The sequence below is a fragment of the Saccharothrix longispora genome, from assembly GCF_030852425.1.
Lineage (GTDB): Bacteria > Actinomycetota > Actinomycetes > Mycobacteriales > Pseudonocardiaceae > Actinosynnema > Actinosynnema longispora.
This window is the reverse complement of the sequence record NZ_NSDM01000027.1, coordinates 41,914-56,472: the sequence shown is the minus strand read 5'-3', so window position 1 is coordinate 56,472 and position 14,559 is coordinate 41,914. Positions and strand designations below refer to the sequence as shown.

Annotated in this window: 16 protein-coding genes; 10 read left to right on the top strand and 6 right to left on the bottom strand. The window is 72.9% G+C overall.

What is annotated here, in order from left to right:
• Positions 1-175: 175 nt before the first annotated feature.
• The 3 genes from CKY47_RS35185 to CKY47_RS35175 form a co-directional block, all read right to left on the bottom strand.
• The gene (locus CKY47_RS35185; protein WP_306750709.1) at positions 176-607 is read right to left on the bottom strand and encodes a phospholipase; all 432 of its coding nucleotides are present in this window, start codon (positions 605-607) and stop codon (positions 176-178) included.
• A gap of 224 nt (positions 608-831) precedes the next feature.
• Positions 832-1,686: a MerR family transcriptional regulator gene (locus CKY47_RS35180; RefSeq protein WP_306750708.1), complete on the bottom strand. Its 855-nt coding sequence runs from the start codon at positions 1,684-1,686 to the stop codon at positions 832-834.
• 63 nt (positions 1,687-1,749) lie between these two features.
• The gene (locus CKY47_RS35175; protein WP_306750707.1) at positions 1,750-2,250 is read right to left on the bottom strand and encodes an amino-acid N-acetyltransferase; all 501 of its coding nucleotides are present in this window, start codon (positions 2,248-2,250) and stop codon (positions 1,750-1,752) included.
• A gap of 127 nt (positions 2,251-2,377) precedes the next feature.
• On the opposite strand from CKY47_RS35175, the gene rimO reads away from it, so the two are divergent.
• From rimO to CKY47_RS35140, 7 genes are all read left to right on the top strand, one after another.
• Positions 2,378-3,754: a 30S ribosomal protein S12 methylthiotransferase RimO gene (rimO, locus tag CKY47_RS35170; protein ID WP_306750713.1), complete on the top strand. Its 1,377-nt coding sequence runs from the start codon at positions 2,378-2,380 to the stop codon at positions 3,752-3,754.
• Positions 3,751-4,335 carry a CDP-diacylglycerol--glycerol-3-phosphate 3-phosphatidyltransferase gene (pgsA, locus tag CKY47_RS35165; protein ID WP_306750705.1) on the top strand — a complete coding sequence of 195 codons (585 nt, stop codon included), beginning with the start codon at positions 3,751-3,753 and terminating at the stop codon, positions 4,333-4,335. Before rimO ends, pgsA begins: the two co-directional genes overlap by 4 nt.
• The gene (locus CKY47_RS35160) at positions 4,332-4,814 is read left to right on the top strand and encodes a CinA family protein (protein ID WP_306750704.1); all 483 of its coding nucleotides are present in this window, start codon (positions 4,332-4,334) and stop codon (positions 4,812-4,814) included. Before pgsA ends, CKY47_RS35160 begins: the two co-directional genes overlap by 4 nt.
• 156 nt (positions 4,815-4,970) lie before the next feature.
• On the top strand, positions 4,971-5,393 hold the full coding sequence (locus tag CKY47_RS35155) for a helix-turn-helix domain-containing protein (protein ID WP_306750702.1): 423 nt from the start codon (positions 4,971-4,973) through the stop codon (positions 5,391-5,393).
• Positions 5,394-5,677: 284 nt separating this feature from the next.
• Complete coding sequence (locus tag CKY47_RS35150) at positions 5,678-6,538, top strand: PspA/IM30 family protein (RefSeq protein WP_306750701.1); 861 nt, start codon at positions 5,678-5,680, stop codon at positions 6,536-6,538.
• Positions 6,539-6,589: 51 nt separating this feature from the next.
• Positions 6,590-7,351: a phage shock envelope stress response protein PspM gene (gene pspM / locus CKY47_RS35145; RefSeq protein WP_306750699.1), complete on the top strand. Its 762-nt coding sequence runs from the start codon at positions 6,590-6,592 to the stop codon at positions 7,349-7,351.
• Positions 7,352-7,582: 231 nt separating this feature from the next.
• Positions 7,583-8,827 (top strand): uracil-xanthine permease family protein, encoded by a 1,245-nt coding sequence (locus CKY47_RS35140; RefSeq protein WP_306750698.1) that lies wholly within the window; start codon positions 7,583-7,585, stop codon positions 8,825-8,827.
• On the opposite strand, the gene CKY47_RS35135 is transcribed toward CKY47_RS35140, so the two are convergent.
• From CKY47_RS35135 to CKY47_RS35125, 3 genes are read right to left on the bottom strand one after another with little or no spacing between them, the layout of a single operon-like run.
• Positions 8,824-9,849, bottom strand: coding sequence for a quinone-dependent dihydroorotate dehydrogenase (locus CKY47_RS35135; protein WP_306750697.1), 1,026 nt, complete (start codon positions 9,847-9,849; stop codon positions 8,824-8,826). The genes CKY47_RS35140 and CKY47_RS35135 overlap by 4 nt on opposite strands.
• A gap of 11 nt (positions 9,850-9,860) precedes the next feature.
• Positions 9,861-10,658: a DNA-formamidopyrimidine glycosylase family protein gene (locus CKY47_RS35130; RefSeq protein WP_306750696.1), complete on the bottom strand. Its 798-nt coding sequence runs from the start codon at positions 10,656-10,658 to the stop codon at positions 9,861-9,863.
• Complete coding sequence (locus CKY47_RS35125) at positions 10,645-11,493, bottom strand: ParA family protein (RefSeq protein WP_306750695.1); 849 nt, start codon at positions 11,491-11,493, stop codon at positions 10,645-10,647. Before CKY47_RS35125 ends, CKY47_RS35130 begins: the two co-directional genes overlap by 14 nt.
• A 33-nt stretch (positions 11,494-11,526) precedes the next feature.
• On the opposite strand from CKY47_RS35125, the gene CKY47_RS35120 reads away from it, so the two are divergent.
• The 3 genes from CKY47_RS35120 to CKY47_RS35110 all read left to right on the top strand — a co-directional run bounded on the left by CKY47_RS35120 (position 11,527) and on the right by CKY47_RS35110 (position 14,552).
• Positions 11,527-12,249, top strand: a complete 723-nt coding sequence (locus CKY47_RS35120; RefSeq protein ID WP_306750694.1) for a class I SAM-dependent methyltransferase — start codon at positions 11,527-11,529, stop codon at positions 12,247-12,249.
• A 373-nt stretch (positions 12,250-12,622) separates the two neighbouring features.
• Positions 12,623-13,213, top strand: coding sequence for a sigma-70 family RNA polymerase sigma factor (locus tag CKY47_RS35115; RefSeq protein WP_306750712.1), 591 nt, complete (start codon positions 12,623-12,625; stop codon positions 13,211-13,213).
• 61 nt (positions 13,214-13,274) lie between these two features.
• Positions 13,275-14,552 (top strand): DNA polymerase IV, encoded by a 1,278-nt coding sequence (locus CKY47_RS35110; protein WP_306750692.1) that lies wholly within the window; start codon positions 13,275-13,277, stop codon positions 14,550-14,552.
• Positions 14,553-14,559 lie beyond the last annotated feature (7 nt).

Below are 14,559 nucleotides of genomic sequence, written 5' to 3'. Positions count from 1 at the left end.
CGAGGGCCTCCGTCGGTTTGGTGTAGACGTCGCAATCCACACCGAACCCGGAGGCCCTCCCTCATTCCAACATCATCCGACTACGTGTCGGACCGCCCACAACCTCCCAGGGCAGTACACCTAGGCGCGCCGGCCACGGCCGCGGGGGTCCCGCCCGGGACCCCCGCGGCGGGCGTCAGCTGGCGCCGAACTCGCGCACCGCCTGGTAGTAGAGGTCGGCCGTGCGGTTGCACGACCAGTTGCCCGCGCACTGGTTGTACAGGTCCGTCCTGAACTTGTTGTCGATGCTCAGCCGGGTGGTCTCGTTGAACCGGCCCTGCCTCTTGTAGTTGCGGTAGCCGAAGTCGTGCCGGTGGCAGGCCGGCAGGAACTTGAAGCCGAACGGGTTGTCCGGCGACCACGAGCAGCCGTCCGACGACCAGTCGAGCTGGTCGCTGTAGGGCCGTTGGTTGCGCAGGGTGGTGAACTGCGACAGGGACTTGCTGAAGACGTAGTCGTCGGTGACCGCCGGGGCGTTGATGGCGGCCTGGCCGACTCCGGCGCCGGCCAGCAGGGCGACCGAGGCGACCACGGTGGCGAACGCGTTGCGCAGGGTTTTCGCGAGCACTGTTCTTCCCCTCGTTACACGGGCTTCACAAGGGTTCTTACCGGTCCGGGGCGGTCGGCACAGCCCCGATCGGCCCCTACCGTGCGGGCGGCCCACCACAGGGCGCGGCGGTCGCCGGCCGGGGCGTGCGAGCCGAACCCCTCGTCATCGGCTCGAACGCCCCGGCCGGCCCCCGCGCCCCCGCGTTCCGGCGGTGGGCGCGTCCAGGGGGGTGCGTCCAGGGGTCACCGCACCGGCTCGTCCTGCTCGTCACCCCGGTCGAGGAACCGCTGGATCGTCGGCTCGTCCGGCAGTTCGTCCTCCTCGGTCCGGACCACGTGCTCCGCGATGGGCACGGGTTCCTCGACCCACGCGGGCCGGAAGTCGTCGTTCGGCACCAGCCGGTGGCGTCGCGCGAACTCCTCGGCGGCGTCCCGGATGGACTCGCGCAGCGTGCCGACCACGGCGGTCTCGGCGGTGTAGGTCAGCTCCACGAGCAGCGCGCGCATGCGGTCCAGCTGGTCGTCCTCGGCCGCGCCGTCGGCGAGGGCGGGCCACAGCCTGCGCTCGAAGACCTCCACGAAGTCGGCCGCGATGCCGTCGGTGGCGCGGCGCAGCTTCTCGAAGCTGTCGAGCACGTCGTCGCAGGGCACGTTCAGCCCGGCGAGCCGCCCGCCCGCCTCCAGCGCCCACCGCCGGGTGTGCGGCCAGCCGCGCCGCCAGCGGAGCAGGCCCAGCTGGAGCGCGCGGACGAGCAGGCGCGGACGGACGTCGCCCATCGGCACGAGCCGCCGGATGTCGCGCACCCTGACCCGCACCCAGTCGTCCGGGCCCTCCTCGTCGCCCACGCCGAGCACCTGGGCGACGCTCGCGCCCTGCTCGCGCGCCTTGACCAGCTCGGCGATGGCGGGCAGCGAGAAGCCGCGGGACTGGAGCCGCTGGACGAGGGTCAGCCGCTCCACGTGCGACGCGTCGTAGAAGGCGACGCGTCCCTGCCTGCGCGGCGGGTGCAGCACACCCTTGGTCTGGTACATGCGAATCGTGCTGCCGGGCAGGCCCACCCGGACCGCCAGCTCGTCGACCGTCATCACCTGCTCCACGGCGTCGATCCTGACGGGTCGACGCTCGTAGAGTCAAGACTGTTCGAGTATCCGTTGGAAGAGTCAGAGGTGGAGCAGCATGCGCGAGTTGCCCAGCGTGTTGGGCTTCACGTACGACAGGTCGAGGAACTCCGCGACGCCCTCGTCGGCCGACCGCATGATCTCCTCGTAGACCTCGGGCGACACCGGCGTCCCGTTGATCTCCACGAACCCGTGCCGCCCGAAGAACCCGGTCTCGAAGGTCAGCACGAAGATCCGCTGGAGTTGGAGCTCGCGCGCCGTCTCGACCAGCCGTTTCACGATGCGGTGCCCGATCCCGCGCCCGCTCTGCGCCGGTTCCACCGCGACCGTGCGGATCTCGGCCAGGTCCTCCCACAGCACGTGCAGCGCGCCGCAGCCGAGGACCACCCCGTCCTCCTCGGCGACCCAGAACTCCTGGATGTCCTCGAACAGGGTCACCAGCGGTTTGGTCAGCAGCACCTTGCCGGCGTACTGGTCGATGAGGGCCTTCATCGCCCGCACGTCACCGGTGCGGGCCCGACGCACGTTGATCGGGTCGTTCACGGTGCAAAGGTAGTCGCCGCCCGGGGGGTCGGCGCGCTCGGTGCGGCGACGGTCCCGGCGGGAACAGGCGGCGGCGCCGGTTACGCTGAGCACCGTGTCTTCCCCCACCACGGCCAAGCGCGTCGCCATGCTGACCCTCGGGTGCGCCCGCAACGAAGTCGACTCCGAGGAGCTCGCCGGTCGCCTCACCGCCGGCGGTTGGGAGTTGGTCGACGACGACGCCGACGTGGTCGTGGTCAACACGTGCGGCTTCGTCGAGTCCGCCAAGAAGGACTCGGTGGACACGCTGCTCGCCGCGTCCGACAGCGGCGCGAAGGTGGTCGCCGTCGGCTGCATGGCCGAGCGCTACGGGGCCGAGCTGGCGGACAGCCTGCCCGAGGCGAACGCGGTCCTCGGCTTCGACCACTACGCGAACCTCGCCGACCGGCTGGACGACGTGGTGGCGGGTCGGACCGTCGAGTCGCACAAGCCCGTCGACCGGCGCACGCTGCTGCCGCTCACGCCCGTGCAGCGGCCGAAGGCGGCCGAGGAGGTGCAGGTCCCCGGGCACGGGTGGGGGCCTCGCGTGCTGCGCACCCGGCTGGAGGACACGCCCGTCGCGCCGCTGAAGATCGCCTCCGGCTGCGACCGGCGGTGCTCGTTCTGCGCCATCCCGTCGTTCCGGGGCGCGTTCGTGTCGCGGCACCCCGACGAGGTGGTGGCCGAGGCGATGTGGCTGGCCGAGCAGGGCGTGCGCGAGGTGTTCCTCGTCTCGGAGAACTCCACCTCCTACGCCAAGGACCTGCCGCGCGAGCTGGGCGGCCTGGAGCAGCTCCTGCCCCGGCTGGCCGCCGTCCCCGGCATCGACCGGGTGCGGGTGTCCTACCTCCAGCCCGCCGAGACCAAGCCGTCGCTGGTGCGGGCCATCGCGACCACCGAGGGCGTGGCCGACTACTTCGACATGTCGTTCCAGCACTCCAGCGAGCCGGTGCTGCGCCGGATGCGCCGGTTCGGCAGCACCGAGTCGTTCCTGGGCCTGGTCGAGCAGATCCGCGCGCTGGCGCCGCGGGCCGGCATCCGGAGCAACGTCATCGTCGGCTTCCCCGGTGAGACCGAGGAGGACGTGGCCGAGCTGGAGCGCTTCCTCACCGCGGCGCGCCTGGACGCGGTCGGCGTGTTCGGCTACTCGGACGAGGACGGCACCGAGGCCGAGGGGCTGACCGGCAAGCTCGACGCGGACACCATCGCCGAGCGGGTCGCGCGCATCTCCGACCTCGTCGAGGAGCTGACCTCGCAGCGCGCGGAGGACCGCGTCGGCGACGAGGTCGTCGTCCTGGTCGAGACCGAGGAGGACGACGAGAGCGACTGCGTCGGCCGGGCAGCCCACCAGGCGCCCGAGGTCGACGGCGAGTGCGTGGTCGCCGACGGGCAGGACCTGAAGGTGGGCGACCTGGTCCGGTGCCGCGTGGACGCGGCCGAGGGTGTCGACCTGGTCGTCTCCGTGATCGAGGTGCTCCCGAGGTGACCGAACCCGCGCGCGTGCCGGTGCTGAACATCGCCAACGTGCTGACGATGTCCCGGCTGGTGCTCGTGCCGGTGTTCCTCTACCTGCTGTTCGCCGACGGCGGCGACGAGCCGGTGTGGCGGCTGTGGGCGTTCGTCGTGTTCGCCATCGCCTCGGTGACCGACCACGTCGACGGCAACCTCGCCCGCAAGCTCGGCCTGATCACCGACTTCGGCAAGATCGCCGACCCCATCGCGGACAAGGCGCTCACCGGCGCCGCCCTGGTGGGCCTCAGCCTGCTGGGCGAGCTGCCGTGGTGGGTGACGGTCGTCATCGCGGTGCGCGAGCTGTTCGTCACGCTGCTGCGGTTCTGGGTGATCCGGCACGGCGTGATCCCGGCCAGCCGCGGCGGCAAGGCCAAGACGCTCGTGCAGATCTTCGCGATCGGCCTCTACCTGCTGCCGCTGCCGTCGTGGCTGGAGCCGTTGGCGCTGGTCTCGATGGGTGCGGCGGTCGTGCTCACGGTCGTCACGGGCGTCGACTACGTGATCCGCGCGTTCCGCCTGCGGGCGCGCGGCAAGCGGGCGGTGGCGGGGGCGTGACGTTCCCGCCGGCCGAGGACGTCGTGCGCGCCCTGCGGGAGCGCGGTGAGACGGTCGCCACGGCCGAGTCGCTCACCGCGGGCCTGGTCACGGCCACCCTCACCGCCGTGCCGGGCTCCAGCGCCGTCGTGCGCGGCGGGCTCGTGGTCTACGCCACGGACCTGAAGCACGCGCTCGCCGGCGTGTCCGCCGACCTGCTCGCCGAGCACGGCGCGGTCCACCCGGAGGTGGCGCGGCAGCTCGCCGTCGGGGCGCGGGAGCGGTGCGGCGCGACCTGGGGCCTCGGGTTGACCGGCGTGGCCGGGCCCGACCCGCAGGACGGCGTGCCCGCCGGCACCGTCCACATCGGTTTGTCCGGTCCGCCCGGTTCGTTCGTCCGAATGCTCACTCTGAGTGGTGACAGGCACGAAATCCGCACCGCTTCCACGACAGGGGCCCTCGACCTCCTCCGGGGGTACCTCGAAATCCCGGTCGGGTGATCTGAGCTGCGGCTTCGCGCGGAAATCAGCCGGGCCGAGCGGGAACTCCCGGAGCTGTTCACCCGTTCACCCTTAGCGGACGTGTCATGAAGTCACTGCCCGTCGACGGGACGGGTCGGTAACGTGGTGGCACGGCCGGCCGGAAGGAGGCGCGCGATGACCGTGCTGCTACGCGAGGCGATCGGTGATCGGCTCCGCCATGCCCGCACCACCCAACGCCGCACGCTGCGCGAGGTCTCCAGGACCGCCCGCGTCAGCCTGGGGTACCTGTCCGAGGTGGAGCGGGGCCGCAAGGAGGCGTCCAGCGAGCTGCTGGCCGCGATCTGCGAGGCGTTGGACCTGCCCCTCTACGAGTTGCTCCACCTGGTCGCCTCGGACATCGGCGCGCTCCAGCAGCCGGTGCCCAGCCCGGCGGAGCTCGCCGAGCGGGCGACGCCCGCCCCGGCGGGCCTGGAGGGCGGCACCGTGGTGCCCGCGATGATCGGCAACGACCTGTCCGACCTGCGGCTCCAGCCCGTGCTCACGCACCGGCTGCCCAGCTCCCTCAGCAAGCCGCGCGGCACGGTGGTGGCGGCGTAGCCCCAGATCAGCGACCGAGAGCCGAGCCGGTGTTCCGGCTCGGCTCTCGGTGTTCGCAACGACTCGACAACCCCGGACGGGGTCGGCGCGTGCCCGCCCGCGGGATCGGGGGAGGATGGCCACGTCGACCGAAGTTTCGGGGGTGGATCAGGGTGAACCCGGATATCTCCCCCGGTCGGTGGAAGCAGCGCGCCACAACTGGAACGATGGAACCAACAACAGCACCGGGTCGTTGCCAATCACGAGCGCGAGCCAGGGACGTGCGGAGAAGGCAGGCGTAGGAGATGGCCAACCCTTTCGTGAAGGCGTGGAAGTACTTCATGGCGGCTTTTTCGTCGAAGATCGACGAGCACGCCGACCCTAAGGTGCAGATCCAGCAGGCCATCGAGGAGGCGCAGCGCCAGCACCAGGCGCTGTCGCAGCAGGCGGCGGCGGTGATCGGCAACCAGCGCCAGCTGGAGATGAAGCTCAACCGGCAGCTCGGCGAGGTGGAGAAGCTCCAGGCGTCCGCGCGCCAGGCGCTCGTGCTCGCCGACGAGGCCCGGGGCAAGGGCGAGGAGCAGCGCGCGACGGAGTTCGAGAACGCCGCGCAGTCGTTCGCCACCCAGCTGGTGACCGCCGAGCAGAGCATCGAGGACCTGAAGACGCTGCACGACCAGGCGTTGCAGGCAGCTCAGCAGGCCAAGCAGGCCGTCGAGCGCAACGCGATGGTGCTCCAGGGCAAGCTGGCGGAGCGCACCAAGCTCCTCAGCCAGCTGGAGCAGGCGAAGATGCAGGAGCAGGTGTCGCACTCGCTGCGCCAGATGACCGAGCTGGCGGCGCCGGGCAACACGCCGTCGCTGGAGGAGGTCCGCGACAAGATCGAGAAGCGGTACACCACCGCCCTCGGTTCCGCGGAGCTGGCGCAGAACTCCGTGCAGGGCCGGATGCTGGAGGTCCAGCAGTCGACCACGCAGATGGCGGGCTCGTCCCGCCTGGAGCAGATCCGCGCCTCGATGGCGGGTGGCAACGTCGCGGGCGAGGTGACCGCGGGCAAGCCTGCCGGCGCGAGCGCGAGCATCCAGCAGGAGATCCAGCAGCGGGTGCAGCAGCAGGCGCAGCCGCAGCAGACCCAGCAGATCCAGCAGCCGCCCAGCCAGGGCTGAGACCCGGCGTGGGCTGAGAGGGGAGCGTCCGCGGTGCACCCAGCTCGGAAGGTGACCGGTGAGATCGTCCAGATCGTCGGTGGCCAGATCCAGGGACCGATCGCGGACCAGGTCAAGCGGCGCATAGCCGCGTGGAGCGACCCGCGCGCGAAGCTCGACCGGCAGTACCGCCGGTCGGGCCGCGCGCTCACCTTCTGGCTCATCGTGCTGGCGCTGCTCGCGGTGGTCGGCGTGCTCACGCTGGTGAACGCACTGCCGGTGGCGGCGGGTGTCGGCGCGGCCCTCGGGTTCGCCGGCACCTCCGTGCTGGCGGTGCGCACGAACATGCGGATGCGCGACATCGACCGGAGGCGGCGGCAGCTCAGCGCCGCCCCGGTCCGCGTCCCGCTGCCGTCCCGCGCCTCGGCCGCCCGCCTGCCGATGGAACGGCTGGAGGACGCCGAGGACACGCTGCGCGAGCTGCTGCGGCAGCTCGACTCGGCGGCGCTGACCTCGGTGCCCACCGAGTCGGTCGAGCAGGCGCGGGCGACCGGAGCCGAGGCGGGCGCGGCGATCCGCGCCGTGTCCCACCAGCTCCAGGCCGTCGAACGCGCCCGCGACACGGCGCCCCCGCTGGACCGGGGGCCGCTCGTCGAGGGCGTGCGACGGCTGCGCGCCCAGCTCGACGAGGGCGTGGAGGGCTACTGCGGCCTGGTGGCCGCCGCCGGCCGCGTGCTCGCCGAGAGCACGGCCACCAACCCCCGGCAGGTGCTGGGCGACGCGACCGACCACCTGGCGGGCCTGGCGTCGGCGCTGCGCGAGCTGTCCCGCTGACCGTCCCGGCGGGCTCCCGGAGTCGTCGGCAGCGCACCCGCACGGCCATCTGTACGAACGTTCGTTGCATCACGTTGCGTAGCGAAGTTGAGCTGCCGTCCTCGGTGCAGTGGCGTACGCTGCTGCAATAGTGTGATTATCAGACCGTTATATGGCGGCTGCCACTACGTGGCGTGGCAGGATCGCTGCGTCGGACAGAGCTGTCCGGTCTGATCGCCGGGAGGTCGTCGAGTGGCGTTGTGGACCGTGCACGGCGATGGCCGTCCCACCGACGGTGACGCCATCGCGCCGCAGGAGCGGGTGAGCTGGCCGCTCACCATCGGCTTCGGCGCGCAGCACCTCGTCGCGATGGCGGGGGCCACGATCCTCGTCCCGGCCACCACCGGCCTGCCGGTCTCCACCACGCTGCTGTTCTCCGGCGTCGGCACCCTGCTGTTCCTGGTCCTGACCCGCAACCGCGTGCCGAGCTACCTCGGGGCGTCGTTCGCGTTCATCGCCCCGCTGTCCGCCGCCCGCGACGAGGGCATCGCCGCGCAGCTCGGCGGGGTCCTCGCGGCGGGCCTGCTGGTGGTGATCATCGGCGTCGCCGTCAAGGCGCTGGGCGTGCGGATGCTGGAATCGGTGATGCCGCCGGTCGTGACGGGCGCCGTGGTCGTCCTGATCGGCCTGAACCTGTCCCACCGCGCCACCGGCTCGTTCGCCGAGCAGCCGCTGCCCGCCGCGGTGACGATGGGCATCATCCTGCTGTGCGGCGTCCTCGGGCGCGGTGCGTTCTTCCGCTTCTCGGTGCTGCTCGGCGTGCTCGTCGGCTGGGCGATGGGCTTCTGGCTCGGCCTGGTCGACACGGCCGCGGTGGCGGGCGCCGACTGGGTGGGGCTGCCCGCGTTCCACTCGCCCGAGCTGAGGCCCTCGGTGACCCTGCTGGTGCTGCCGGTGGTGATCGTGCTGGTCGCGGAGAACGTGGGCCACGTGAAGGCCGTCGGCGCGCTCACCGGCCGCAACCTCGACGGCAGCATCGGCGACTCGATCATCGCCAACGGCCTGTCCACCGCGCTCGCGGGCATCGGCGGCGGGCCGGGCACCACCACCTACTCCGAGAACATCGGCGTGATGGGCGTGACCAAGGTCTACTCGACGGCCGCGTACGCGGTGACCGGGGTGGCCGCGGTCCTGCTGGCGTTCTCGCCGAAGGCCGCGGCGCTGCTCACCACCGTGCCCGCGGGCGTGGTGGGCGGTGCGACGCTCGTGCTGTTCGGCCTGATCAGCCTGGTCGGCGTGCGGATCTGGATGGAGCACCGGGTCGACCTGGCCAACCCCGGCAACGCCCTGGTCGGCGGCGCGGCGCTGGTCGCGGGCGTCGGCGACCTGACCCTGGAGCTGGGCGACATGGAGCTGGGTGGCCTGGTGTGGGGTTCGCTGCTGGTCGTGATCCTGCACCCGGTGCTGCGCTGGCTCGGGGCCGTGCGCAAGGGCTAGGGCGCGAGCGCCCGGTTGATCCGGCGCACCAGGCCGGGCCCCTCGTAGATGAACCCGGTGTAGACCTGGAGCAGGCTCGCGCCGGCGTCGAGCATCCGCTTGGCGTCGCCGGCGGACGCGATGCCGCCCACCCCGATGATCGGCAGCTTCCCGTCGGTCCGCCGCGACACGAACCGCACCACCTCGCGCGCCCGCTCGGTCAGCGGCCGGCCGCTCAACCCGCCCGCCTCGTGCGCCAGCGCCTGATCGGACGGGGCGAGGCCGTCGCGCGACAACGTGGTGTTGGTCGCGATCAGGCCGCTCACGTCGTGCGCCGCGCACACCTCCAGCACCTCGCCGATCGCCTCGTCGGTCAGGTCGGGCGCGATCTTGACCAGGATCGGCTTGCGCGGCGCCGCGCCCGCCAGCCCGCGCGCGGCCTCGTCGAGGCCGGCCAGCAGCTCGGTCAGCGCGCCCCGGTCCTGGAGGCTGCGCAGGCCCGGCGTGTTCGGCGAGCTGATGTTGATCGCGAAGTAGTCGCCGTGCCGGTACAGCGCGCGCAGCGAGGCCCGGTAGTCCTCGACGGCCTCCTCGACCGGCGTCACCTTGGACTTGCCCAGGCTGATGCCCAGCGGCACGGACAGCGGGCCGAGCCGGTCCAGCCGGTCCGCCAGCGCCTGCGCGCCGTCGTTGTTGAAGCCCATCCGGTTGATGATCGCGTCGCTGTCGCGCAGCCGGAACAGCCGCGGCTTCGGGTTGCCCGGCTGCGGGTGCCGGGTGACCGTGCCGACCTCGACGAACCCGAACCCGAGCGCGCCCCACGCGGGCAGCGCCCGGCCGTTCTTGTCCAGGCCCGCGGCGAGGCCGACCGGGTTGGGGAACGTGACGCCGAAGACGGTGCGCTCCAGCTTCGGCCCGCGCTTGAGGACCTTCGCCACCGGGCTCGCCGCCGCCAGCAGGCCGAGGGTGGTCTCGTGGACCCGCTCCGCGTCCCCGCCGTGCATCCGGAACAACGCCTTGCGCACCACGCTCTTGTAGACCACGGTGCGCAACCCTAGGCGATCGGTCCTGGTTGGCAGCGCGGGCACCAGTACGCGGGCCGCTCGTGGACCCCCTCGCCCTGCCCGCCCACGCGCACCCGCGTGCCGCAGCGGAAGCACGGCCTGCCGGTCCGCTCGAACACCCAGTGCTGCCGGCCCCGTGCGAGCGAACCGGTGGTGCTCTGCTCCGGGCGCCACGCGTTGGCCAGCAGCAGCCTGCGCGACAGCCGCACGGCCTCCGCCGGGTCCACCGCCGACACCGGGCTCCACGGCGAGGCCTTCAGCAGGAAGCACACCTCGGCCTTGTAGAGGTTGCCCACACCCGCGAGCACCCGCTGGTCGAGCAGCGCCACGCCCAGTTCGCGCTCCGGGTCGGCGGCCAGCCGGCGCACCGCCTCGGCCTCGTCGGCGTCGCCCCAGCCCTCGCCGAGCAGGTCCGGCCCCAGGTGCCCGACCAGCCGGTGCTCCTCGCCGGTGGGCAGCAGTTCCAGGTCGTGCAGGGAGAACCCCACCACGACGCGGTCGGGCACCTCCAGCACAGCCCGCACCTGGTGCCCGGGCCGCCGCCACTTCTCGCCAGGCCGGTACAGGTGCCACGCGCCGTCCATCCGGAAGTGGCTGTGCAGGCTCAGGTCACCGGAGAACCGGGTGAACAGGTGCTTGCCGACCGACCGGACGCCCAGCACCTCGCGACCGGCCAGGTCGGCCGTGGCCCACCGGGGGTGGCGCAGCTCGCCGCGCAGCAGGACGCGACCGGACAGCGCCTCGTCCAGGCGGTGCCCGGCCAGGAAGACCGTGTCACCCTCGGGCACCGCTGTCGACGGCCTCGCTGATCTCGTCGTCGTCGAAGTCCTGGTGGCTGATGCGCCGCCGGCTGCGGCTCATCCGCAGGATGCGCGCCAGCACCAGGTTGAACGCCAGCGCCACCTCGCGCGCGCCGGGCGTGCCCCACTCGTGGATCGGCATGCACGCGCCCTGCGCCTGCTGGACGGCCAGCCGGTCGGGCAGCGCCACCGGCATCACCAGCGGGCCGAAGATGTCGCGCAGCTCCTCGATGCGGAACTGGTGCTCGTGCGAGCGCGGCCGGACCCGGTTGACCACCACGCCCAGCGGCTGGAGCTCCGGGTTGTGCGCCCGCTCGGCCTGCACCGCCTCGAACGCCCGCTGCACGCCCGCCACCGCGAACATGGTGGGCTCGGTCACCAGCAGCGCGCGGTCCGCCGCCACCAGCGCCGACCGGGTCAGCTGGCCCAGCGACGGCGGGCAGTCCAGCAGCACCAGCTGGTACGGCTCGTCGTCCTCCTTGAGCAGCGCCAGCGCCTCGCGCAGCTTGCCCAGCCGGGTCTCGCCGGGGTCGGGGTGGTTGAGCGACTCGGCGTCCTCGGAGCCGGCGAGGACGTCCACGCCGTCACCCCAGCCGCTGGGCGCGACGGCGTCGCGCAGGTTCTCGGCGGTCGGCTCCTGGAGCACGTCGAAGATGCTCGTGCCGGTGTCCTCGGGCTCCAGGGTCGAGGTGGCGTTGCACTGCGGATCGAGGTCGATGACCAGCGTGCGAACACCGCGCCGCAGCGCGGCGGACGCGAGACCGAGCGCGACCGTCGTCTTGCCCACGCCACCCTTGAGGCTGAGCACCGCCACCGTATGCACGTCGTCAGCCTACGGCCCCTAGGCTCTGGTGCCATGCGACCGGACGCCGTACACAGGGTGCTCGACGCCGAACTGGCCGCCGCGCGCGACCGCCGGGGCGGGGAACCGCCCAGGGTGCTCGACGTGGGCGGGGGCAGCGGCGTGTGGGCCGTGCCGCTCGCCCTGGCCGGCTGCTCGGTGACCGTCGTCGACCCCAGCCCCGACGCCCTGGCCACGCTGCACCGCCGCGCGGCCGAGGTGGGCGTGCTGGACCGGGTCACGGCCGTCCAGGGCGACACGGACGCGCTGGAGCCCCACGGCGGGGCCGACCTCGTGCTCGGGCACGGCGTGCTGGAGGTCGTGGACGACGCGAGCGCCGCCCTGGCCGCGCTGGCGGGGGCCGCGGTGCCCGGCGGCGCGGTGTCCGTGCTGGTGGCGAACCGGTTCGCGGCCGTGCTGCACCGGGCCATCGCGGGCCGGCTGGTGGACGCCCGGCGGTTGCTGGACGACGAGGCGGGCCAGCTCGTGGGCGCGCGCGACCCGCTGCTGCGCCGGTTCGACGTGGCCGGGCTGGAGGCGCTGGTGCTCGCCTCGGGCCTGAAGGTGGAGCTGCTCCAGGGCCACGGCGTGGTGTCCGACCTGGTCCCGGGCTCGGTGCTGGACGCCAACCCCGGCGCGGCGGAGGCGCTGGCCGAGCTGGAGCTGGCCGCGTCCACCCGCTCGCCGCTGCGCGACGTGGCCGCCCGGTTGCACGTGCTGGGCCGGAAGTCCGCCTGACCCGGGGACCACCCCGGACCCGGAGGGCCCCGAAGAGCGCGTGCGCGGCGCCCCGCCTGCATCGCGAGGTCGGGCGACACGCCTGCTGACAATTACTCAGAGCGACCAATGGTTGTAGTACATTCATCCGATCGCATTTCAAACGCGGCCATTCAGACCAACTTCGCGTGAGTCGCGTCATCCACGTGAGGGATCGACGTCGCGTTCGCATGTGCCCCAAGGGGTGGTCCAGCGCGCGGACTCCGAGGAGCTCGGGATGGAAGCAGCAGCAGTGGTCGGGTTCGGAGTGGTGCCGGGACGTCGCGGTGCGCCGCACGTCCTCGGGGGGAGGTCGGTGATGTCCGCGCAGCACGAGCGCGAGCCGGCGGTCCCGATGTCGTCGGTGCGGCCGGTGGGTGGGTCGACGGCCGTGCCGGAAGGGGCGGACGCGCTGGTCGAGCCGGCCGTCCGGGGCGACCAGCGGGCGGTGGAGGAGCTGCTGAGGCTCATCCGGCCCCTCGTCGTGAAGTACTGCCGGGCGCGGGTCGGTCGCGGGGAGCGGTCGCAGGCGTCGGCGGACGACGTGGCGCAGGAGGTGTGCCTGGCGGTGCTCAAGGCGCTGCCGTCGTACCGCGACCAGGGCAGGCCGTTCCTGGCGTTCGTGTACGGCATCGCGTCGCACAAGGTCGCGGACGCGCACCGGGCGTCGGCGCGCAACCGGGCGGAGTCGGTGCCCGAGCTGCCCGACGGCGCGGGCAGGGAGCCGGGACCGGAGCAGCGGGCGCTGGAGGGCGAGCTGTCCTCCAAGATGGGGCAGCTGCTGGAGGTGCTGCCCGAGCGGCAGCGCGAGATCCTGGTCCTGCGCGTCGTCCTGGGCATGTCCGCGGAGGAGACCGCGGTGATGGTCGGCTCGACGGCGGGCGCGGTCCGGGTGGCCCAGCACCGCGCGTTGGCGCGGTTGAGGAAAGCCCTGGGGCGGTCCTGAAGCGCCCTCGCGCCGCCGGGGTGGCGTAGTCTGTCGAACGGGTGTTCGGGGGAGGGGTTCCGTGGGCCGCAGCGCCAACCTGCCGCGCGGTCTGGTGGACCGCTTCCGCGCGCGCGGCGACACGTGGCCGGACGACACCGGCTGCCCGATGCTGCACGTCGACATGGACGCGTTCTACGCCTCGGTCGAGATCCGGCACCGCCCCGAGCTGGCCGACCGGCCGGTGGTCGTGGGCGGGACGGCGAATCGCGGCGTGGTCGCGTCGGCCAACTACCTGGCGCGGGAGTTCGGCGTGCGCTCCGCCATGCCGACCGCGCACGCCCGCAGGCTCGCGCCGCACGCGGTGTTCATCCCGCCCGACTTCGCCCGCTACCAGGAGGTCTCGCGGGGGGTGATGGCGATCTTCCGCGACGTCACGCCGCTGGTCGAGCCGTTGAGCCTGGACGAGGCGTTCCTCGACGTCAGCGGCGCGCTCAAGCGGATGCGGGCCACCCCGGCGGCGATCGGGCAGCTCATCCGGGCGCAGGTCGAGGAGGCCTTCGGCGTGACCTGCTCGGTGGGTGTGGCGCCGACGAAGTTCCTGGCCAAGCTCGCGTCCGGGATGTGCAAGCCGGACGGGCTGATGGTGGTCCCGCGCGACGAGGTGCTGTCCTTCCTGCACCCGCTGCCGGTCTCGGCGCTGTGGGGCGTCGGTAAGCGGACCGCCGAGCAGCTCGACCGGGTGGGGCTGGCGACCGTGGCGGACGTGGCGGTGACACCGCTGCCGAGGCTGCGCCGGGTGGTGGGCGTGGCGCTGGCCGAGCACCTGCACGCCCTCGCCCGAGGCCACGACGACCGGCCCGTCGTGCCGTCGACGCGGGAGAAGTCGATCGGCGCGGAGGAGACGTTCGAGGTCGACCACTTCGACCGTGAGCTGCTGCGTCGCGAGCTGCTGCGGCTGTCCGAGCGGTCGGCGGCGACGCTGCGCTCGCGCGGGCTGCGCGGCCGGACGGTGTCGATCAAGGTGCGGTTCGCCGACTTCACCACGATCACCCGGTCGAAGACGCTGCGCGTGGCCACCGACGTCGCGCAGGAGGTCTACAAGACCGCCTCGACGCTGCTGGACGAGCAGGTGCCGCCGGGCGCCGTGCGGTTGATCGGCGTGCGGGTCGAGCAGCTCGTCGAGGGCGACGACGGCGAGCAGTTGATGTTCGACGCCCCGGAGCGGGGGTGGCGCGAGGCCGAGCAGGCGGCGGACCAGGCGCGGTCGAAGTTCGGGCGGGCCGCGGTGCGACCGGCGTCGCTGCTGGACCAGGGACCGACCCGCTCCGGCACCGCCGTCCCGCGCCCGGAACGCTGACGCGGCG

Bases quoted from the DNA above. Each gene is read 5' to 3' on its own strand.
- CKY47_RS35150 (WP_306750701.1), top strand. From the start codon at position 5,678: ATGGCCAACCCTTTCGTGAAGGCGTGGAAGTACTTCATGGCGGCTTTT.
- CKY47_RS35115 (WP_306750712.1), top strand. From the start codon at position 12,623: ATGTCGTCGGTGCGGCCGGTGGGTGGGTCGACGGCCGTGCCGGAAGGG.
- rimO (WP_306750713.1), top strand. From the start codon at position 2,378: ATGCTGACCCTCGGGTGCGCCCGCAACGAAGTCGACTCCGAGGAGCTC.
- CKY47_RS35120 (WP_306750694.1), top strand. From the start codon at position 11,527: ATGCGACCGGACGCCGTACACAGGGTGCTCGACGCCGAACTGGCCGCC.
- CKY47_RS35155 (WP_306750702.1), top strand. From the start codon at position 4,971: ATGACCGTGCTGCTACGCGAGGCGATCGGTGATCGGCTCCGCCATGCC.